Origin of the sequence: Microcystis sp. M061S2, from assembly GCF_020245605.1 — a bacterium.
GTDB lineage: Bacteria > Cyanobacteriota > Cyanobacteriia > Cyanobacteriales > Microcystaceae > Microcystis.
In genome coordinates, this window is record NZ_JADBUP010000058.1 from 32,344 (window position 1) to 53,231 (window position 20,888).

A 20,888-nucleotide genomic window follows, 5' to 3' on the forward strand; every position below is an offset into this window, starting at 1 on the left:
AATGCTACTGGGCAAAGACCATTTGAGGAGTTAATTGTAAATCGGGAAATGTCACCGATATTATTCTATCTTCGTTGTGAAATTCTGCCAGTTCATAAAATCCCGAAATCAGGGTTAAAACCGATATTTTTAGAGTAATAGGATCGATAATCCAGTATTCAGGAATGCCTCTTACCGCATATTCTGAACGTTTATAACGGTAGTCATCATCGGCATTACCGGGGCTAACAATTTCTACAACTAACAGGGGAGTAAATTCAATCACTGCTGTGGTCATATTTCTAATCTCTTGACATTGTTCAGCAGTTAAAATCATTAAATCTGGAATTCTCGATTTAGCTTTATCGGTGCGAATTCCCACCGTAGCGGGCATAACTTTCCAAGTTAGATTTAATCTTTTAATTTCTGCCATTAAATAATCATAAAGAAAGCCAAGAATTAAAGCATGAAAGCCACTAGCGGGAGGCATGGAAATTAATTCTCCGTTAAATAATTCGTACTTATTATCTGTGGAGTCCTGATAATTTAAGTATTCTGCAAAGCTATATATTTTTTGTCGGGTAGCAATCATGATAACCTCCAGCCGAGATTTTACTATTCAAAAACCATTTGAGGAGTTAATTTTAAATCGGGAAATGTCACCGATATTATTCTATCTTCGTTGTTAAATTCTGCCAGTTCATAAAATCCCGAAATTAGGTTTAAAACCGATATTTTTAGAGCCATAGGATCGATAATCCAGTATTCAGGAATGCCTCTCACTGCGTATTCTGAACGCTTATAACGGTAGTCATCATCGGCATTATTGGGGCTAACAATTTCTACAACTAACAGGGGAGGAAATTCAATCACTGCTGTGGTCATATTTCTAATCTCTTGACATTGTTCAGCAGTTAAAATCATTAAGTCTGGAATTCTCGATTTAGCTTTATCGGTGCGAATTCCCACCGTAGCGGGCATAACTTGCCAGTCTAATTGTAGCCTCTCTATTTCCCTTTCTAACACCTTAAATATATATCTAAGTATCAAAGCATGAAAGCCACTAGCGGGAGGTATAAAAATTAATTCTCCGTTAAATAATTCGTATTTATTATCTGTGGATTCCTGATAATTTAAATATTCCGCAAAGGTATATATTTTTTGTTGGGTAGCAACCATAATAATCTCTAAAAAAAACTTAATTTAATCTCCTTTTTGAGGATAGATATTGCCTTTAATCCCCCCTCAATAAGGGGGTTAGGGGGGAACTGACAATTTTTAACACCTAGCTTTTTACTTAAGATTCGATATCCTCAACTTTTTTGGGAACTGTTGCAGTTAAAACCTCATTTCCTGTGGCAGTAACTAACACATCATCTTCGATACGGATACCGATACCTCGCCATTTTTCCGGCACTTCCGGCTGTCCTTCAGCCGGTTTAATATCGGGGGCGATATAAATACCGGGTTCCACGGTTAAAACATGACCGGGTTGCAAAGTTTGCCAAGTTTCTTCGTTAACTTTATAACCTCCTGCATCATGGACATCTAATCCTAACCAATGGCCGGTTCTGTGCATATAAAAAGGCTTATATTTTTCCTCTTTAATTATCTCATCAATGTCGCCGACCAATAGCCCTAAATCTACTAATCCCTCCACAATTGTCCTCACGGCTGTGTCATGAAAAAGATTATAAGGATTACCGGTTTTTACCACTTCAATCGCCTTTAATTGAGCTTCCAGAACAATTTCATAGATAATTTTTTGTTCGGGGGTAAATTTACCATTAACGGGAAAAGTGCGGGTAATATCACCGTTATAGTAATTGTAGGCACAACCGGCATCAATTAACAAAAGCTCATTTTCTTGTACTTGGCGATTATTGTTGATATAGTGCAGAATACAGGCATTAGCACCACTAGCGACAATAGAAGGATAAGCAGGACCCATACCCCCTTCTAGACGAAAAGTATGCTCAATTTCCGCTTGAATTTGATACTCATAGTGACCAACTTTGGTAAATTCTCTGGCCCGATTATGTGCCTGTGCTGAAATAGCGGTTGCTTGGCGAATATTGTCCAATTCGGCCTCGGTTTTCAGTAAGCGCAAAGGATGGAGAATAAAATTAGTATCCTCTAAAGCAGTCGGTCCAGTGCCGCGACGGGGAAAAGTGGCGATTAATTTTTGCCAGTGCTTTAGAACATTTGTATTAAAAGTTTTGTCCCGGCCGAGATGATAATAAATTCGTTCGGCTTTTTCGAGATATTGCGGTAATTTTTCGTCCAATTCTTCGATAGAATAGGCCTCATCAGCACCAAAAATCTCCTTTGCTCCTTCCACACCGTGGAGATAGCCGGTCCAGGTTTCTTTTTCCTGGTCTTTTGGCTGTACGAACAGGATAAACTGATGTTCGGGGTGATGGGGTGCTAAAACCGCCACCGCCTCCGGTTCATTAAATCCTGTCAGGTAAAAAAAGTCACTATCCTGACGATAGGTGTATTCTACGTCATTGTGCATGACCACCATGGGCGCACTGCGAAAAATTGCGGTTCCATGGCCGATTTTTTCCATTACTTGCTGACGACGGTGCTGAAACTCTCTGCGATCGATGCCCATAGATATTCCTAAAAATGTCACAATAAGTCTTAGAGTCTATTATCGCTAATCTTTTTAGTTTATGACCCCTGAAGAACCGGATTTTTCCCAAGATATCATCGAAAGGCGCGAGTTTACCCTAGCAGATTTTATCGCTCAAGAGGGGGCGGATTTCCTCAAAGGGGAATCTCCCGTCCCCAAATTGGTGCAAGTTACCACAGAGATTAAACAATTTATTGCCGCTAATTTAGGGGATTCTTCGGGAGCTTTGCAGATAATTTTACAGCTTATCGTCGATGAAGAATTAACCAAAGTCAGTCAAAATTTAGATAATCCCGTTCAAGCTTTAGAGTTAATCCTAGAAGAAATTTTAGACAATCAAGAATTACTCTATGAATTAGTACACCGAGTCGATGTGAAATGGGGACAATTATACGGGGAACGTCCCTATTTTCAAAAACCCCATCAAAAACCTCACCCTGAAGACGAATACACCCACAATTCCGTCAGAGATAAGTTAGTCAGTTTATTAGCCAGATTAGAACCGAATAAGTAATAGAGCCTATAGCAGTTATTAGGAGACTCCGAGACGATTCAAGATATGCCTTATCTTTAGGAAAAACTCTGTATTTTCATTATTTCTTAGTCAACAAAGACTAACAGGACTGACAAGGAGAATCTATCCCTAGACAGACAACCGGGGGGCGGTCAGAGGTGAAAATAGTTGTAAGATCAAAAAATTCTCCGATAACTGTTGCCCTATCCCCCGCGTGCCTACCTATTCCTACTATACCGCCGATGTTTTTAGCGATTGCATTTTTGGCGGTAATCCCTTGGCGGTTTTTCCGGAAGCATCTGGATTAACCCGCACCCAGATGCAAAAAATCGCCGCCGAATTTAACTTCTCGGAGACAGTCTTCGTTTTTCCGCCAGAAACGCCCCAAGGCACTAAAAAAGTCCGGATTTTCACCCCCAGTACCGAATTACCCTTTGCTGGTCATCCTACCGTCGGCACAGCCTATATTTTAGCCCTAATCGGTGCTATTCCCCCCTACCAAGAAACCACGATTTATCTAGAGGAAGGAGTCGGTTTAGTACCGGTGAAAATTATCATGGAGGGAGAAAAACCGGTCTATAGTGAGTTAAAAGTGGCACAATTGCCAGAATTAGTGACGGACACTTATGCTCTCGATTATTTAGCGGCGATTCTTTCCCTAAGCGTTGCCGATTTCTTACCCGGTTATCCCCCCCGGTCTTTTTCCTGTGGTCTCCCTTTTTTATTCATCCCCGTTAAAAATCGAGACATTTTAGGGAAAATAAAACTAAATCTAACTCTCTGGTCATCATTATTAGGTCAATCCCCCGCTAATTCCCTTTTTGTCTGCTGTTTTGACCCAGAATCACCCCTATCTCGTCTCTATGGCCGAATGTTTGCCCCCGGTTTGGGAGTTATGGAAGATCCCGCCACCGGTTCGGCTGTGGCCGCTTTAGCGGGCTACCTAGGGGGGTTAGAATCTTCTAGGGAAGGGATGAATCAATGGACAATAATCCAAGGGGTGGAAATGGGCAGACCCAGCAGTTTACAATTAAAGTTCCAGAAAAACAACCGTAAAATTACGGAAGTTTCTGTGGGTGGTGCATCAGTTCTGGTCTGCCAAGGTAAGATGATAATTCCCGATGGGGAAACAAAAAGCCCTACAAAAGGGTTATTGTGATAATTATTCCCTGAAATCGGTGAGAAACAGGAAAGGATTAAAATTTTGGACTGGTATCATTTAATCGAAAATCTATATATGGAGAAGAAAAAAGCTTAATCCCGCAAAAAAGCGAGAGGATAACTCATATTCTCAGCAAAGCCTAAGATACCTCCATCTCGATGCTCATAGAGTAACTTTCCTTGACTATCAAATAAAAAAGTCCCTCCCCGTTGGGTGAGATAACTACTATCGGGGACATAGGTTGACCAATTGCCCAAAACTTGACCCATATTACGGAGTCTCAGGGTGGCTAATTCAAAAGGTCGCTGAAAACCTTGACCCCCGGCAAGATTGAATAGGGAACCCTGGAAAGGTGGTAAAGGCCGCGCTTGTATTGTTTCCTCCTCGGCAATTAATTGGGGGGCTTTGCGATCGCCACGATAACCCCGCAGCACTTCGGCCAGAGTCCCCGGACTACCCACACCCGCACACATCAAAATTAGATTTAACCAGGCATTTTGTCCGGGGGAAAATCTGGGTAATTTTAACGATAAACCCCGATACAGTCCTAATAAATTATGTAATTCAGCTTTGGGGTCAACAAAAAGCCAATCTTGCCGAAATTTCGTATATTCAGCGAATTTTAAACCTGAATTGCGATCGCCGATACCGATGGCACGAATGGTGATCCCGGCATTTTGCCAAAGGGCTGCCTCTTTTTCTAACCACCAAGCATATTCGAGACTGTCAAAATCTCCCAATTGCGGCCAAACAAGAATTAAAAGACGTTTGTAGTCGGCACAATCGCTTAAAATTGGCACTATTTGCCCATCGCTGACCCTTTGGCGTTGAATTGTTGAAAATATTTCATATATGCTGCTCATAGATAAATTTCTCCTAATAAAACCGCCTCTTTTGCCCCCGTGACTTGCGGTAAATTACCGGGGAAATTGTGCCAGCGCCAATAGGCCAAAAGGGCAAAAGCGATCGCTTCTTTAAAATCGCTATTTAATCCTACCTCATCGGTGGTCAAAAGCTTGACATTTGACCCCAAATGTGCTAGGAGTCGTTGGCGCAGGTAGGAATTACGAGCGCCACCACCGCAGAGCAGCACTTCCGCGGGCATTTCTGGCAAAAAGGTTTGATAGCTGTGGGCGATCGAAATGGCGGTTAAATCGGTTAAACTCGCCAACCAGTCGGCATCACTGAGGGAATAAGCTTGGGCATCCTCGCGCAATTGGGCTAGATAGGCGGGACTAAATAACTCTCTGCCGGTGGATTTAGGGGGATATTGTTGAAAATAAGGCTCCTGTAGCCATTTATGAACTAATTCGGAGCAGGGTTGACCCTGGGCCGACCATTGACCGTTATGGTCGTAGGTTTGTTGTCCTTGGCTCAAAAATTGTACGGCCAAATCGATGAGGACGTTGCCGGGGCCGGTATCCCAACCGAAAATTTTTTGCTGCCAATTTTCCCTTTGTCGGGGGGGTAAATAGGTTAAATTGCCAATACCGCCGATATTTTGGACGCAGCGGGCTTTAGTGGGGTGAGAAAGCAGATAAGCGTCAATTTTCGGCACTAGGGGCGCACCGTGACCAGCTTGGGCGATATCGGCAGCGCGAAAATTACTAATGGTGGGAATACTGGTGATTTTTGCGATCGCTGCTCCCCGTCCTAATTGTACCGTGTAACCGAGGCGATCGTTTTTGGGGGGTCGATGAAAAACGGTTTGACCGTGACTGCCGATTAATTGGGCTTTTGGGGCTTCTTTTTGGATATTTAAAGCGGCACGGGCGAATTCTGCGGCGATATCATCATCTAAGCTGGCTAAAGCTTCAATAGATAGCTTTTCTCCCCCACAGACTTGTAAAATTGTCTCGCGTAATCGGGGGGAATAGGGGTAGGTTTCCCCTGCTAATAACTGCACCTGTGGAGATTCCACTGTACCGCTAATCTCCACTAAAGCGGTATCGATACCATCCACCGATGTGCCACTCATTAAACCGATAACTAACAAGTTTTTTCCCCTCAAGTGTCGATTGTTGATTATTTTATCCCCCTCCGACAATAGTAACAATTTCTAATTTATCCCCCTCCTTGATTTCCGTGTTTTCCCAATACTGACGATGGAGGATTTCCCCGTTATATTCCACCGCAACTAACCGAGGATTCATGCCCAAATTTTCTAACATTTGCCCTAGTTTAGTTGCAGGTAAACAGGTTTGAGTTTTGCCGTTAATTTGCAAGGTTATTTCTGACATGGATTTGGATAAGTAGTCGTGCAAAATTAATTTCCTAGTCGAGACAGGAGACAGGAGGCAGCTTTTTTCTCCCCACACCCCACACCCCACTTCATAATTCATAATTCATAATTCCCCCTCCCTACACCCCACACCCTACACCCTACTTTAATTGGGTTAATAATTGTTGTGTCACCACATCGGGGTGCTGCGCTTCCATGATGGCCCGGACTACAGCTACCTGTTGCGCTCCTGCCTCTAAAACCTCTTTAATGTTACTACTATCAATACCACCGATCGCAAACCAGGGTAAAGGGCAATTTTCCCGCGCATAACGGACATATTCCAATCCTGCGGGGGTTTTTCCCGCTTTGGTGGGGGTGGCATAAACCGGCCCGACTCCCACATAATCGGCCTTTTCTTGGATTGCTTTGGCCATCTCTTGGGGATTAGTGGTGGACCGGCCGATAATTGCCGTCGGGCCGAGAAATTGCCGCGCTAGGGAAATCGGTACATCCTCTTGACCGAGATGAACACCATCGGCATGAATGGCCTGAGCAATATCGACGCGATCGTTCATAATAAACAAAGCATCGTAACGGTGGCATAACTCACAGAGTTTAGCAGCTTCTTCTAAACGAATGGTATCAGCGGCGGTTTTATGGCGGTACTGCACCAATTTTAAACCTGCTTTTAGGGCTAATTCGACGATTTCTAGCAGATTTTCGGCGGGAGAAGTGACTAAATAGAGGGGAGATGCTTTCAGTTTTTCCAGAGGTGGCGAGATTAATAGTTTACTCTCTAGCTGATAAACCCGATAGCGCAGCTGTTTACAGGCTATCCCTAGCTCTAGATCATAGAGTTTACCGTATTCTTCTAAAACCCTAAAAGCCTCCTGTACGCGAGCCAGATTGGCCTGCAGCAGTCCCTCGACAGTCTCCCGGATTTCTTCCCTGGGATGGCTTAAATCCCTGCCGATATCGCCGGCCGTGTCCCGATGTCGTTTAAGATCGATCGAGTGCCAACTAGCTAATTGATGGCGCATTTCTTTACATTCTTGGGCTAAATCGGGATTATCTAAGCCAAAACGACACCATTCTTCGATAATTCGCAGTCCTTCTCTGGCGCGGTCAAGGTTAGCATCGAGAATCCGTTTAATCGCCGTGGTTTCTAGTTTCATTTGCCGTCAATGTAGAGTTATTATAGCCGTTAGCCGTCAGCTAAAATATTACTATTTTTGGCCGTTGTTCGGGGAACAGTAGAGGCGGCATCAGACAACTAAAAAGAGGGATGAGAAACCCAGACCAAGGATAATTTTAAGCCGGGGGGAGATTCTTAAGCGCCCCTAGGTATTCTATTAATTGCCGATGATCCGGGTTATGTAGTGGGTACAGACGATTGTAACAGATGGTGACGAGGGCTTGCAGATCGTCCACTAAATCCTCAGCTGCAATCGATTCATGGGGTTGATTGAGGAGAATGACTTGGATATTCAAGAGACTGCACAAACCCAAAATAAAATCATGACAAAAGCGACTCACACTTTCCGCATGGGTTAAAACTAGAGATTTCACCTCACCGTGACAAATCATCTTCACTAGACGCATAAAATTAGGGCGATTGTGGCTGACTCCGTCGCCGATATCGGTGAGAATTTCAAAGGGTTGACCCTGCTGACTACAAAAGTCTTCTAACGCTTTTATCTGGGTGTCTAATTGGGGTTTTTGTTCAGGTCGATTAACACGAGCATAGCCCACAATAAATCCAGTTTCTTGTACAGATTGTAAGATATCTCCCCGTCGAAATCGGCGATGACCGCCAACGGTACGAATTGAGGCAATTTTACCCTGTTGTTCCCAGCGCCGGAGGGTTTTAATGCTAACTCCAAGCAAATCCGAGGCTTCTCGAATAGTAATGAGGGTATTCATAATATAGAACCCGGTTTTAATTAAAGAAATTTATCGAGGTAAGTTTGTCCAACTTTAGACAGTCAGTTGTCCACGTTCATAATGTTACTAGACTCCACCAGTGATTATCCATGAGTTAGGAAAATTAATCATCCCCCTTTAGATAGAGGTAGTGAAGGGGATTTTTGGTCTTTCTAAAACTTTAGTTTGTCCGGGGGTTTTGGGGTGACATTCTTATGGGACTAAAAAGACGTTGCTGTAGGGATGAATTGCCTTCGCCCTGTTTTCTCCCGTCAGGGAATTGATTCTTCTGCAACTCCAGTGTTGATCATTAAAACTGTTAAATTTTATACATTGTACCTATCTTGATTAAGTTTTGTAACAATTTGAGAGATTTTTTTTGAACTAGAGCCTGTTTATTTGTCCAATTTTCACCAAAAAGCTTGGGTATATTTGTCAACTTCTGGGTAGTTATTTTGAGAAAAAAACTGCTATAAATTGGACAAAAAAATAGATAAATGTTGCCAAAAAAAGTTTTCTAAACCACTTGTTTTTTTTTGAAAAGTTTCGCTATAGTTCTGTTAAGTCAAACAAAAAGTTATCAGCGAGCTTAACCCTTGCCTAAATTCTTTTGATGGCTATAGTACACACAATTAACGCTGGATAATTCAGTTATGATGACAACAAACAAATTAACCAAAACTTTTGCTTCTGGCTCTCTAGCCATCGGGGTTCTCGCCGGCGCGGTGCTTACCGCTACCAATGCGAGTGCCGCCAGCATGTTAACTTGGGCGCAATGGACGGGCGGAACTCCTCTTGCTGCTGGGGACAAAATAGTTAAGTACGTCTCGCACAATAACTTTGGGGCTGATCCGCTGGATGATGTTGAGCTGATGGGGATGGGCCATCATTATTATTTCATATACGATGCCACGACTGGGGGTTCCCCTGATCCCAATATTAGTTCCGGGTCTTTCACATATACAATCGAGGTGACTGACCCCAACAAGTTTATTGTCGGGGTTGACCTAGATTCAAACGTATCATCCAACTACGGGACTGTAACCGAGACATTTGTTGAGGTACCTAATGTCTTAGTTTCAGTTAACGGCTCAGCGGATCCTGCTGTCGGTTTTTACCCTATCGCCCCCAAGAAACTGTTGACCGTCACAAATACCCTAAATAATACTGGTAGCCCCACTGAAGGTCTGTTCCAATTACAAAATTCTTTCCACCAATCCGTTCCCGAACCGGGTACTATCCTCGGACTTTTGGCAGTGGGTGGTTTAGGATTGGTTTCCCGCTTCAAGAAACAAAAATAACAGTTACCAATGTCTTGCACACATTGATAACTGTGACGTTGAACAAGAATAGCTAAAGGTTAGATGCCCTATGGGGATTTCTAGCTTTTAGCTTTTTCTTATCGCGTTGATTATAACGCAGGTCTTGACCTGATTTTTGTTTTTAATCAGCTTCTGTCGGGGCGTATGGCGTCGGCCCTCCCTGCCAAGGCAATGCCTGGCGAAGGCAATTAGCCCCTAGGGTGGGAAAAATTAGAGTATTGTACAGTGTAATTCTGTGCGGCCATTTAGGGGAATTCCTCAAGGCTATATAATTAAGCTTTGGGTAATTTATCCCAGCATAATTCTTGACCGCAAAAAACTGATGTCCTCTTTACTCTCCGCTATTCCCCTCGACGCAATCGCTTATAATCCCCAGGGCTTAGTACCGGCGATCGCTCAAGACTATCTTGATGCTACAGTGTTAATGATGGCCTGGATGAATCGGGAATCCCTCGAAAAAACCCTCACCACTGGGGAAGCGTGGTATTGGAGTCGTTCTCGTCAAGAATTATGGCACAAGGGCGCTACTTCTGGCCATATCCAAAAGGTGCGTCAAATTCGCTACGATTGCGATAGTGATGCTATCTTACTGACTATTGAGCAAATCGGTGATATTGCCTGTCATACCGGCGAAAGAAGCTGTTTTCATCAAGTAAATTGGCAAAAATCACCGCCAGCGGCCGACACCCTCTCGGAATTGTTTAAGATAATTTGCGATCGCAGAGACGATCCTCATCCGGAATCCTACACCTGTAAACTTTTGGCTGGGGGAGATAACAAAATTCTCAAGAAAATCGGCGAAGAATCGGCAGAAGTGGTCATGGCCTGCAAAGATAATGATGGCGATGCTATTGCTGCAGAAGTGGCCGATCTTTTTTATCATACCCTCGTCGCCCTCGCCTATCATCAAGTCCCCCTGCGAGATGTCTATAAAAAACTGCAAGACCGGCGCCGGTAATCAGTTATCAGTTATCAGTTATCAGTTATCAGATTTGAGTTTTAAGTGTTAAGTTTCCGATTCCTGACGACCGAATATTTGTGGTTTACGACTTAGTAATTATCGGTGCCACTCCTGCGGGGATAGAAGCGGCTTTGTTGGCTGTTCACCTCAAAAAAAGGGTGGCTTTAGTGCAACAGCCTTCTAGCGGCAATTTAGAGGCATCTGAGGACATTTTTAGCAAGGGGTACAGCCAAATTATCCATCTCTATAAACTGCTCAATCATTGGCAAGAAACGACCATTTATCCCCAATGGCAACGGTTGCGGCAATGGCTAGAGGAAGTAGATAAAACTATTAATAAACATCATTCTTTAGCGAGATTAGCCACGGAAGGAATAGATGTGATCCTGGGTGGGGGGGAATTTGTCCGGCTGCCCCATTTAGGATTCGTGGTTAACGGTCGGCAATTGTTGGCTAAACACTATCTTATCGCTACTGGTTTTTATCCGCAAGTCCCGAAAATTTTCGGCTTAGATGAGGTTAATTATTTTACCGCTCAAACCCTTTGGCAAGAGCCAAATTTAGACAATTTAGGACAACATTTAGCGATTATTGGTAACAGCAGCATGGCTGTGAGTTTGTCCCAAATTCTCCGACGTTTGGGGAAAGAAATTAGCTTAATTATCGAGGATAGTTATCTACTGCCGGATATTGATCGGGAAATCTCCCATTTAGTTACTGCTATTTTAGAAGCGGAAGGAATTAAGATTTTACCCAGCTATTGTCCTAGTCAAGTGAAAGCGATCGAGGGTCAAAAATGGTTACAATTAGGCAATCGTATTATCGAAGTCGATGATCTCATTTTTGCCGGTAATTATCAAGTCAATGAACAGGGATTAAATTTGGCCGGGGTGGGAGTTAAACTAGAGGAGGGATTAATTAGGGTTAATCAGCAATTACAAACCGATAATTCCCGCATTTATGCCCTAAATTTGCTCAGAAATAATTATCCCGATCCTACTTTAAATCACCGGGCCGCTTTTGGGTTAGTCAAGCATCTGCTCACGGGAGAAAAATTTAACTTTAATCCCGAGCAAATTCCCTCATTTATTGCTTTTGATCCTGCTATTGCTTGGGTGGGTTTAACTGGAAAAGCAGCCCAGGAGAGCTATGGTGAGGATGTAAAGATGATCAAGTATCCAATTAAAAATATAGTCCCACAGCAAATCTGGGGAGAAACCACGGGATTTTGTCAATTAATCTACCGACAAGATGGTAAAATACTGGGAGCGCAAATAGTCGGTAATCAAGCAGCAGAAATGATTAGTATTATCAGTTTAGCTTTACAAGAAAATTTAACCATACAATCCCTCAATAAAAATATTTATGCTTGGGGAAGTATGGGAGAGATTATCGGAGAAATGACGCAATTAATCCCCCCGAAAAAATCTTGGTTAACTTGGCTAAAACAATTATTTAGATAATTAGATCGAGAAGGAAGATTAAATTATGAAACCGAAGTTTATTGTCTTTGAAGGTATTGACGGATCGGGAACAAGTACCCAAGCAAAACTCTTACAAGAATATTTTTTAAAGCGAGGGGAAAAAGCAGTTTTAAGTCCGGAACCTTCCGAGGGAGTCATCGGTCGTTTGATTCGAGAAATAATGCAAACTAATCTTATTTCTATCCAAGATCAAAATAAATTTGACCGACAAATGGCCTATTTATTTGCAGCTGATCGCCATGATCACTTATATAATGATCACGATGGCGTTTTTCAACTTATTCAGCAAGAACAAACCCACGTTATCACTACTCGTTATTATTTTTCCTCCCTGGCCTACAATTGCAATAATCCCGAAGAATTTGCTTTTGTTCGGCAGTTAAATCAACATTTTCCCAATCCAGATTTAGTTATTTATATCGATGTTCTTCCCGATATTTCTCTAGCAAGAATTAAAAACAGAGCCATCACAGAAGTGTACGAAAAACAAGAAAAATTAATGAAAGTTCGTCAGATGTTTATCGAGATATTTAAAGAATATAAAGATAATTGTTTACAACTGGATGGCAGTGATACAATAGAAAACCTTCACCGAAATATTATTAATTATCTTGAACGATTAATTTAAATCCATGCTTAGTACAGAAACCACCCCTAGTTCGACAAGCTCACTAACAAAATTCACCTACCAACCCCACTATAAACCCAATCAATTAATCTGCGGTCACGGCCAAACAGCAATTATCACGGGATGGACAGTAAAACAGTCCCTTGCTAAACATTTAAATCCCGACCAATACGCGGTGATTGGTAATCTTTATAGTCCCACCAGAGGAATTAGTCCCCTGCTGAGAAACTTAATAGCAAATCCCCACGTTAGATACTTAGTTATTCTCAACGCGACTAAGGAAGATAAGAACTCCGGTAGCTGTCAATGTTTGCTAGATTTTTTTAGTCAAGGATTCCAGTTAGGAAAAAGTGACACAGGTAAAGAATGTTGGCTAATTAATTCTTCTACCACTGGATATATTGACAAAGAAATTGACCGAGAAATTCTCGAAAAATTACGTCAATCAATTCAATACCAACCAGTTAAATCCATCCCAGAAGCGATTGAAACTGTCAAAAATTATGCAGAACAATCTCCCTTACCAACTTGGGGAGAACCATTAACCTTTCCTATCTCAGAAAATCTTCCTTCTCTCCTACCCGGGACAAGATACGGTCATCGCATTGAAGGAAAAACTATTGCCGAAACTTGGGTAAAAATTCTCCAAAAGATTAAAACCACTGGCACAATTAGACCGACAGGATATGATGGTAAATGGCAAGAATTAATTGACCTAATGGCCGTTGTCACCGATGAACCCCCAGACTTTTATTTTCCTGAACCTAATTATTTGCCTATAGATAGAGCTTTTCTTACCGAATATATCGGACAAATTCTCGATGATTCTCCTATACACCAAGGAGTTAAATACACCTACGGTCAAAGATTGCGCTCTTGGTTTGGACGAGACCAAATTGAACAGGTTATTAATAAATTAATCTCAGAAATTGACGCAGCTAGTGCAGTTATGTCCCTTTGGGATGTGAAAGACCACGAAAAGGGAGGTAGTCCCTGTTTAAATCATATTTGGGTGCGAGTGGTGGAAAATGAATTGTCTCTCACCGCAATATTTAGAAGTAATGATATGTTTGCCGCTTGGCCAGCAAATGCCATGGGATTGCGTGCTTTACAGCAACATATTTGCCAAGAAATCAATCAACGCTCCCAGTATAATTTAACCTTGGGTCCATTAATTACTATTAGTCAATCGGCCCATATATACGATGATACTTGGGAGAATGTCGAACGATTAATCGCCACCCAGTACGATAAGATTGTCAATCAGCGCGACTTTTTTGACCCTAGCGGTAACTTTTTGATTTCTGTGGAAAAAGAACAAATTCTTGTCCAACAAACTACCCCCGGCAGTGGGGAAGTTGTCGCTTGTTATCAAGGCAAAAATCCCCTCAAATTAATCCGCGAGCTTGCCGCTACCAATCCCGCAATTATTCCCGAACATATCGGTTATCTGGGAATCGAGTTACAAAAGGCATACAATTGTCTCAAAAATAATCAGCTTTATATTCAAGACCAGTAGATAAGTGGGTATTATAAATTATGAATTATGAATTATGAATTGGGAATTGGGAAGTGGGGTGCATCTCATTAAAACTCAAATCTGATAACTGATTACTGATAACTGATTACTGATAACTGATTACTGATAACTGATAACTGATTACTGATTACTGATTACTGGTCTTTGTTTGCCGAACCGGCGCCGCGATATTTGAGAGATGAGGAGCGAATTGGGTTGGCCACCGTGGGATTATTGGTGATTTTAACCTCCGCACCCCGATATTTACCCCCTCGCTCCTTGACAGGAGCTTCGGCGACTGTTGGCTCGATATAGGTGGCACCACGATACTTTTTCTCGCCGGCGCTTTCCGGAGTGGGGACGGGGACATTCTTTTGCTCTTCTCGTCCTTGCCATAAAAAGGTGACGACAATCACAACTGTCAAGAGAATTAATAGCTGAATCTGCCAAGGAGCCAAAACCAGACTCAACACTAAACTAATTACCGTGGCGGCACTGGCCAGATAAGCGATCTCATCACTGGACTGCTGCCAGAAATAGGCAGCCAAGGCAGCGGTGAACAGTGGTAACAAAAACAAATAGGACATTCTGGGTACACCTTGTCATGCTAGTGAACCAATCTCCCTATATATTACCTCCCTAGCTTCGATCGGCGAAAAATATTAACTCAGCTTATACTTCATATAAGTTTTATTTTGTCAATTCTTCTTTACAATTCGTAAAAATATTGTTACATTTATTTACATGAACTAAAAGTTAAAGCAAAATAGCCAAGACAGCAAGCCGGTTCAGATTGTCTCGAAGAGTATAGGACAGAAGATGATTCCTTGAGTCCGAGACAACGGCAAAAAACTGGGCTGACTAGCTTAAAAAAGTTTTCGGGGTTTGGGTTTGCCCCATTGACAGATTTGCTTGAGTTCTCCTACATAACTTAGCGCTACCTCGGCTGGACACCGAGGTTTTTTATTTTGTTACAGCGTTTTCGACTAAGTCAAACGTAGATAAATTATGGCTATCTAAGAATTAATTGAGATTACCTACTTAATTAAAAATTAACTTCATTTTGATGTACAGAATCCAAATAAAACTTGATTACATCTTCTGGTGTACCCTGAGATTGCAACTGGCCTTTATTCAGCCAAATTGCTTGGTCACAGGACTCTTGAATTAAAGTCAAATCGTGGGAAACTACTAAAATAGTAGCGTTAGAATTCCAGAATTTTTTTAAACGTCGTTTACACTTATTTTTAAAACTTTCATCCCCGACGGAAAGGACTTCATCAAGAATAAGAATATCGGGGTGAACCTCCGTGGCGATCGCAAATCCTAAACGAGCCACCATCCCGGAAGAAAGAGATTTCACCGGCGCTCCCATATATTCTTCTAACTCAGCAAAGTCAAGGATGTCTTTGGTTTTTTCCTTCATTTCCTGACGAGAAAATCCCAGCATTACCCCATAGAGAATAATATTATCTTTTACCGGTAAATCTGGATCAAAACCCGCTCCTAATTCAATTAGAGAGGCAATTTGTCCCCTGACTCTCACCTGTCCTTTTGTCGGTTCCAGAATACCACAAATGACTTTTAAGAGAGTAGATTTTCCTGCGCCATTAGCTCCAATGATACCTAATTTTGCTCCAGAATTAATGACTAAATCTATATCATCTAGAACTAATTTTTTGGCCGGTTGACGATATTTACCTTCAAGAATAGAGAAGATTGTCCTTTTTAGATCGTAGGAGAATTCTTCTTGAGTACGTCTTTGGAGAGACACTTGATCGAGTCGAATTACTTCTGTCATTTATAATAAATCCATAAATAAATGTCGCCAGAGTCGGAAGCAAGTCCAACCAATTCCTAAGATGATGATCCCACCGAGTAGAGATTGAAAAATCAAACTAAAATCCGGTAATCCGGGGGAAAGGGACAATTGGCGAATGCTTTCGATTACCGGTAATAATGGGTTTAATAGGAGGAATGGTTGTACGGAAGGAGGAATAATTTCTGGGGGATAGAAAATCGGGCTGCTAATCCAAGCGACAAAACAAACAATTTCGTAAAAATAGGGTAAGTCTCTGAAGAAAACGTAGAGGGTACTGATAAAGAAACCCACTCCCGTGCAAACCAGAGAAAGACCGATCACGGGAAAAATCAGAGCAATTACATTAAGTAAACTTTGAGATTTCCAGAGAGTTACTATAGCCAAAAGGGGAAAGATACTAATAGCAAATTGAAAAATATTTGCCACTACCATGGAAACGGGAAAAATGCTAACCGGCAGACGAATTTTATTTAGAATACTGCCATTACCAACGATACTAGGTAAAGCTTGGTTAGTGGAAGCATTAAAAAAATTTATTACTACTAAACCAGTGAAAGCCGCTAGGACATAGTTAACTATAGAATTATCAAAATAAGAGGCGAAAACCGTGCCGAAAATTGCCGTGTATAGTGCAGTCATAATCAGGGGATTTAACAAGGACCAGTAAACCCCCAGAAAAGAACCCCGATAGCGTCCCTTGAGATTACGTTCCACTAAAACACTAAGCAACTCGTAATATCGCCGCGCTGTTGACCATCTAGTTTTTGTCTGGAGATCGGTCATAGGGATAATTGTCATCTCGTCAGTATTCAGTGCTCTATTCTAAACGATTACCGTCAATTTTGTCTATCGAGCGAAAGGGGACTCTAGTTTTTATCCAGTTCCCGACGACTTTCCCTCTCGGGAAAAAGTTCCCTCCCTGGGCCATTTATCTGACCCAAGAAGCTTAAAAACCGCTAAAAACTTCTTTTTTTAGGGTTGAACTCGGTTTTTAGGGATAGCCTCAGCTAATTGACCTAGACTCTAGCAGGTTTGCCAATAAAATAGACATCAGATAAGCTGTTCGTAATTTAAATTGCTTGTTGAGACGAGGCAAGAGGCAAGAGGCAAAAGACAACAGTAAAGCGATTGGGGGAGGTTCGGATAATCTAAGAATAAGCGGTTTAAATGCGTCTTAGCTTAAAAGTCAAGAAATGCCGATTTAAACACAGCTAATCTCAGAAAAACCAGAGTCAAAAACCGATAACTGAACAACTTCCTAACAGCCAAACCAAGAATTTAATCTAATTGATGTCCCGTGAGTTCCACAAAGATATCTTCGAGGTTGGAAGGGCGACACATTACTCCAGTTTTATCGCTCAAAGTGTCGAGATAGGCATTGGCATCAGCCACGGTGGGGAAGAATTTATAATCGATTTTATCGCCAACTTGTTTGATAACTAAGCCCTCGCCATACTTAGTGCGAAAATCCGTTAGAGTTCCTAATTCGATTAATTTGCCCGCGTCCATAATGCCAATTCTGCCTGGGTTTCCCGTGGCGTTATCCTGACAGAGAAATTCCACTTCTTCCATGTAGTGAGTGGTTAATAAAATTGTCATTCCTTGCCGGTTTAAATCGCGAATTACTTCCCACAAACGACGACGATTTTGGGGGTCTAAACCGACAGTCGGTTCATCGAGAAAGAGTATTTTTGGTTCGTGAAGAAGAGCGCGAGCAATCTGTAAACGTCGTTTCATCCCTCCGGAAAGAGTTTTGGCAAGGGCAGATTTTCGATCGCTTAAACTGACATAATCTAAATAGCGATCGATTAATTCCTGTCTCTGGGGATTGGGGATATGGTGCATCCGGCCGTGAAATTCCATATTTTCCCAGACGGTTAATTCCCCATCAACGCTAATCTGTTGCAAGACTACCCCTATATTTCTTTTCACCTGATCGCGGTATTTTTTCACATCATACCCCGCCACTGCGATTTCTCCTTGACTTGCTTCGGTTAGGGTGATAATCATGCGGATTGTCGTCGATTTTCCCGCACCGTTGGGACCGAGTAAACCAAAGATTTCCCCTTTTTCGATGGCAAAGGAAAGCTCGTTAACTACTGGGAGATTGTTATAGATTTTAGAAACGCGATCGAGAGCAATAGCGGCGGTCATAGTTACAAAAGTTAATATTCCAGCTATGGATTAGTGTAACCGAATTAGCCCAACTCGACTCCGATTTTATCTTTCCCTCCCGCACTCACCATATCGACTTTGGTTTGAGATCCTGACAATCAGATTAGAATACGGATAAAAAATTTTGACTTTGCTGGTATCAGATGCGAGTTTTGCTGCCGATTCTCTGTTTATGTCTAGGAATAGGGGAATTTTTGCTCAATCCCCCGATTAGTCTGGGGAATTCCCTTCCCGCAACCACGGTAACTCGAACGGAAACTCGTTTGCTGCTAAATTTAAAAAAAAGACGAGTTTTTGTTTACCAAGGACAGAAAATAATCGCTTCTTACCCAGTGGCGATCGGTCGTCGGGGTTGGGAAACCCCGACGGGACAATTTAGGGTGATTCAGATGGTGCGGGAACCAGTCTGGCAACATCCTTTCACCGGGCAACTGGTGCCATCGGGAAAAAACAACCCTTTAGGGGCGCGTTGGATCGGATTTTGGACCGATGGCGCGAATTTTATCGGTTTTCACGGTACACCCCAAGAAAATCTCATCGGCCGGGCCGTCTCCCACGGTTGCGTTAGGATGCGCGATCGAGATATAAAGGCTTTATTTGAAAAGGTACAAATCGGCACTTCAGTGATAGTAATCGCTCAATAAGTAGGGTCTGCTGAAAAAGTTTGTTGGTGAGGTTAGGAGTCGGTCGTCGGTCGTCAGTCCTGATGAAAAAATTTTCACCCCCACAGATGAAAGAGGTTTCCTTCCCTACACCCCACACCCCACACCCTACACCCTCTTTCAAGTCAGGCGTAATTTAGATAGTCAACAGTTTAAAATGAGAGAAACTAAGCCAAGAGGATAAGCGGTGAATATTATTGAACTAATCGGGATCGTGGCGGGAATATTAACCACTGTCTCCTTTTTACCCCAAGTGATTAAAACTTGGCGTTATCGTTCGGCTAAGGACTTGTCCCTAACTATGTTTATTTGCTTTTGTCTGGGGGTTTTTCTTTGGCTAATCTACGGGATTTATGTGAGCAGCAAACCGATTATCGTCGCTAATTTTGTTACTTTTATCTTAGCGGGGACAATTCTCTATTTTAAGATTAAATATGATTAAAATAACTGACAATCCCCTGCGTCCCTATTGGCTCAGGTCATGACAATTTTACAATTTATCCCCACATCTAGGGGCGCGGATAGGATTTTTAGGTTAATTTATTGTTAAGATGATCATCTTTGACCATTGAGACCAAATTTGGGGTCAAGAAACATGAGCGATCGCATCGAGTGGATTAATGCCCTATCAACCCGTCCCTCCCTAGAAGCGGCGGTGACGGAGGTAGTGGAAAAAGTGACAGATAAGTTAGTTGGATCGGCAGATTTAGCCATAATTTTTATTTCTTCTGCCTATGCCAGCGACTATCCCCGTTTAGTTCCCTTAATCTTGGATAAACTCCCCGTTCCTGTGCTGATCGGCTGCGGTGGGGCGGGGATTGTCGGCATGGGTGAGAGGGAAAAAGCGCGAGAAATCGAAGCGAGTCCAGCTTTAAGTCTCACCGTCGCCCATTTGCCCGATGTGGAAGTGCAGCCCTTCTATATCGAAGCGGCGGAAATGCCCGATCTCGACAGTTCCCCCTCTAGTTGGACAGAATTATTAGGGGTAGAAGCGGCTAAAAATCCCCAATTTATCCTTTTAGCCGATCCTTTTTCCAGTCGCATCAATGATCTGTTAGAGGGTTTGGATTTTGCCTACCCCGGTTCGGCCAAAATCGGCGGTTTAGTCAGTGGTGGCATGATTGAACGTTCTGGGGGTCTATTCTACCACGATCAACAAAAACCGCGTAATAGCTATCTCTATCGTCAGGGAACCGTAGGAATCGCCCTTTCTGGCCATATTATCGTCGAAACTATCGTCGCCCAGGGTTGTCGTCCCATCGGACCGATTTATCAGGTGAGTGAGGGAGAACGCAATATTATCATCTCCATGACCGGTAAAGGGGCCGATGGGACTCCGCAACCACCTTTAAATCTACTGCGGGATTTAATTGCCTCCTTGAGGGAAAAAGACCGTGAATTAGCGCAACACTCCCTTTTTATCGGTATTGCTAGGGATGAGTTTAAAATGCAGTTGCGGCCCGGGGATTTCTTAATTCGCAATCTTTTGGGAGTAGATCCTCGCCAAGGTGCGATCGCAATTGGCGATCGAGTTCGTCCGGGGCAGCGGGTACAATTTCACCTGCGCGATGCCGAGACTTCCGCCCTAGATTTAGAATTACTTTTGCAAGCTTTTCCCCAAGAAAAACTCGCTAGTTCAGAGGTACTAGGTGCTTTAATCTTTTCCTGTCTCGGTCGCGGGGAAAATCTCTACGAACAACCGGACTTTGATTCGGGTCTTTTTCAGCGTTATTTCGCCAATGTTCCCCTCGCCGGTTTCTTTTGCAACGGAGAAATCGGGCCGGTGGCCGGTCGCACTTTTTTACACGGTTATACCTCGGCTTTTGCCCTCTTTCGTCAGGGAATTTAACGCTATACTAAATAGCTAGTACACTA

23 protein-coding genes are annotated in these 20,888 nt (G+C 42.7%); 11 read left to right on the forward strand and 12 right to left on the reverse strand.

Annotation, left to right across the window (positions count from 1 at the left end; all coding sequences use genetic code 11):
- Nucleotides 1-4 precede the first annotated feature (4 nt).
- The 3 genes from IM475_RS10620 to IM475_RS10630 all read right to left on the reverse strand — a co-directional run bounded on the left by IM475_RS10620 (nucleotide 5) and on the right by IM475_RS10630 (nucleotide 2,596).
- Complete coding sequence (locus tag IM475_RS10620; RefSeq protein WP_287727515.1) at nucleotides 5-571, reverse strand: Uma2 family endonuclease; 567 nt, start codon at nucleotides 569-571, stop codon at nucleotides 5-7.
- A 23-nt stretch (nucleotides 572-594) separates the two neighbouring features.
- The gene (locus IM475_RS10625; RefSeq protein ID WP_287727516.1) at nucleotides 595-1,158 is read right to left on the reverse strand and encodes a Uma2 family endonuclease; all 564 of its coding nucleotides are present in this window, start codon (nucleotides 1,156-1,158) and stop codon (nucleotides 595-597) included.
- A 118-nt stretch (nucleotides 1,159-1,276) separates the two neighbouring features.
- Nucleotides 1,277-2,596 (reverse strand): aminopeptidase P N-terminal domain-containing protein, encoded by a 1,320-nt coding sequence (locus IM475_RS10630; RefSeq protein WP_287727517.1) that lies wholly within the window; start codon nucleotides 2,594-2,596, stop codon nucleotides 1,277-1,279.
- Nucleotides 2,597-2,657: 61 nt separating this feature from the next.
- Between IM475_RS10630 and IM475_RS10635 the strand changes: the two genes are divergently transcribed.
- Nucleotides 2,658-3,131, forward strand: coding sequence for a hypothetical protein (locus IM475_RS10635; RefSeq protein ID WP_002784701.1), 474 nt, complete (start codon nucleotides 2,658-2,660; stop codon nucleotides 3,129-3,131).
- Nucleotides 3,132-3,345: 214 nt separating this feature from the next.
- Entirely contained in the window at nucleotides 3,346-4,290 is a 945-nt protein-coding gene (locus tag IM475_RS10640) for a PhzF family phenazine biosynthesis protein (protein ID WP_287727518.1), read from the forward strand.
- Between the two features lie 95 nt (nucleotides 4,291-4,385).
- On the opposite strand, the gene IM475_RS10645 is transcribed toward IM475_RS10640, so the two are convergent.
- The 5 genes from IM475_RS10645 to IM475_RS10665 all read right to left on the reverse strand — a co-directional run bounded on the left by IM475_RS10645 (nucleotide 4,386) and on the right by IM475_RS10665 (nucleotide 8,440).
- Nucleotides 4,386-5,156, reverse strand: coding sequence for a peroxiredoxin-like family protein (locus IM475_RS10645; protein ID WP_287727519.1), 771 nt, complete (start codon nucleotides 5,154-5,156; stop codon nucleotides 4,386-4,388).
- The gene (locus IM475_RS10650; RefSeq protein WP_287727520.1) at nucleotides 5,153-6,289 is read right to left on the reverse strand and encodes an anhydro-N-acetylmuramic acid kinase; all 1,137 of its coding nucleotides are present in this window, start codon (nucleotides 6,287-6,289) and stop codon (nucleotides 5,153-5,155) included. The genes IM475_RS10645 and IM475_RS10650 overlap by 4 nt, the downstream gene beginning before the upstream one ends.
- 34 nt (nucleotides 6,290-6,323) lie before the next feature.
- Nucleotides 6,324-6,533 (reverse strand): sulfur carrier protein ThiS, encoded by a 210-nt coding sequence (thiS, locus tag IM475_RS10655; protein WP_043999042.1) that lies wholly within the window; start codon nucleotides 6,531-6,533, stop codon nucleotides 6,324-6,326.
- 142 nt (nucleotides 6,534-6,675) lie between these two features.
- Nucleotides 6,676-7,692 carry a thiamine phosphate synthase gene (locus IM475_RS10660; protein ID WP_287659782.1) on the reverse strand — a complete coding sequence of 339 codons (1,017 nt, stop codon included), beginning with the start codon at nucleotides 7,690-7,692 and terminating at the stop codon, nucleotides 6,676-6,678.
- Nucleotides 7,693-7,828: 136 nt separating this feature from the next.
- Entirely contained in the window at nucleotides 7,829-8,440 is a 612-nt protein-coding gene (locus IM475_RS10665) for an IS607 family transposase (RefSeq protein WP_287727521.1), read from the reverse strand.
- 653 nt (nucleotides 8,441-9,093) lie between these two features.
- Here IM475_RS10665 and IM475_RS10670 point away from each other — a divergent pair.
- From IM475_RS10670 to IM475_RS10690, 5 genes are all read left to right on the forward strand, one after another.
- The gene (locus IM475_RS10670; RefSeq protein ID WP_287727522.1) at nucleotides 9,094-9,741 is read left to right on the forward strand and encodes a PEP-CTERM sorting domain-containing protein; all 648 of its coding nucleotides are present in this window, start codon (nucleotides 9,094-9,096) and stop codon (nucleotides 9,739-9,741) included.
- Nucleotides 9,742-10,084: 343 nt separating this feature from the next.
- On the forward strand, nucleotides 10,085-10,720 hold the full coding sequence (gene hisIE, locus IM475_RS10675; RefSeq protein ID WP_002739884.1) for a bifunctional phosphoribosyl-AMP cyclohydrolase/phosphoribosyl-ATP diphosphatase HisIE: 636 nt from the start codon (nucleotides 10,085-10,087) through the stop codon (nucleotides 10,718-10,720).
- 80 nt (nucleotides 10,721-10,800) lie between these two features.
- Nucleotides 10,801-12,186: a dihydrolipoyl dehydrogenase family protein gene (locus IM475_RS10680; RefSeq protein WP_287727523.1), complete on the forward strand. Its 1,386-nt coding sequence runs from the start codon at nucleotides 10,801-10,803 to the stop codon at nucleotides 12,184-12,186.
- 25 nt (nucleotides 12,187-12,211) lie between these two features.
- Entirely contained in the window at nucleotides 12,212-12,835 is a 624-nt protein-coding gene (tmk, locus tag IM475_RS10685) for a dTMP kinase (RefSeq protein WP_287659788.1), read from the forward strand.
- A 4-nt stretch (nucleotides 12,836-12,839) separates the two neighbouring features.
- Nucleotides 12,840-14,354, forward strand: a complete 1,515-nt coding sequence (locus IM475_RS10690) for a thymidylate synthase (RefSeq protein WP_287727524.1) — start codon at nucleotides 12,840-12,842, stop codon at nucleotides 14,352-14,354.
- Nucleotides 14,355-14,509: 155 nt separating this feature from the next.
- Here the strand turns inward: IM475_RS10690 and IM475_RS10695 are convergent, their stop codons facing one another.
- From IM475_RS10695 to IM475_RS10710, 4 genes are all read right to left on the reverse strand, one after another.
- On the reverse strand, nucleotides 14,510-14,941 hold the full coding sequence (locus IM475_RS10695) for a DUF4278 domain-containing protein (RefSeq protein WP_287659791.1): 432 nt from the start codon (nucleotides 14,939-14,941) through the stop codon (nucleotides 14,510-14,512).
- 458 nt (nucleotides 14,942-15,399) lie between these two features.
- Entirely contained in the window at nucleotides 15,400-16,155 is a 756-nt protein-coding gene (locus tag IM475_RS10700) for an ABC transporter ATP-binding protein (RefSeq protein ID WP_287659792.1), read from the reverse strand.
- Nucleotides 16,156-16,959: an ABC transporter permease gene (locus IM475_RS10705; RefSeq protein WP_287659823.1), complete on the reverse strand. Its 804-nt coding sequence runs from the start codon at nucleotides 16,957-16,959 to the stop codon at nucleotides 16,156-16,158.
- Between the two features lie 495 nt (nucleotides 16,960-17,454).
- Nucleotides 17,455-18,330 (reverse strand): ABC transporter ATP-binding protein, encoded by an 876-nt coding sequence (locus tag IM475_RS10710; protein ID WP_287727525.1) that lies wholly within the window; start codon nucleotides 18,328-18,330, stop codon nucleotides 17,455-17,457.
- Nucleotides 18,331-18,494: 164 nt separating this feature from the next.
- Here IM475_RS10710 and IM475_RS10715 point away from each other — a divergent pair, with 164 nt between their 5' ends.
- The 4 genes from IM475_RS10715 to IM475_RS10725 all read left to right on the forward strand — a co-directional run bounded on the left by IM475_RS10715 (nucleotide 18,495) and on the right by IM475_RS10725 (nucleotide 20,862).
- A complete protein-coding gene (locus tag IM475_RS10715) occupies nucleotides 18,495-18,995 on the forward strand; it encodes a L,D-transpeptidase (protein WP_287659795.1) in 501 nt (166 codons plus the stop codon).
- Nucleotides 18,996-19,005: 10 nt separating this feature from the next.
- The gene (locus tag IM475_RS23150; RefSeq protein ID WP_502865591.1) at nucleotides 19,006-19,197 is read left to right on the forward strand and encodes a hypothetical protein; all 192 of its coding nucleotides are present in this window, start codon (nucleotides 19,006-19,008) and stop codon (nucleotides 19,195-19,197) included.
- Nucleotides 19,198-19,200: 3 nt separating this feature from the next.
- On the forward strand, nucleotides 19,201-19,455 hold the full coding sequence (locus IM475_RS10720) for a SemiSWEET transporter (protein ID WP_079207481.1): 255 nt from the start codon (nucleotides 19,201-19,203) through the stop codon (nucleotides 19,453-19,455).
- A gap of 153 nt (nucleotides 19,456-19,608) precedes the next feature.
- Nucleotides 19,609-20,862 carry an FIST signal transduction protein gene (locus IM475_RS10725; RefSeq protein ID WP_287727526.1) on the forward strand — a complete coding sequence of 418 codons (1,254 nt, stop codon included), beginning with the start codon at nucleotides 19,609-19,611 and terminating at the stop codon, nucleotides 20,860-20,862.
- The last annotated feature ends 26 nt before the right edge of the window (nucleotides 20,863-20,888 follow it).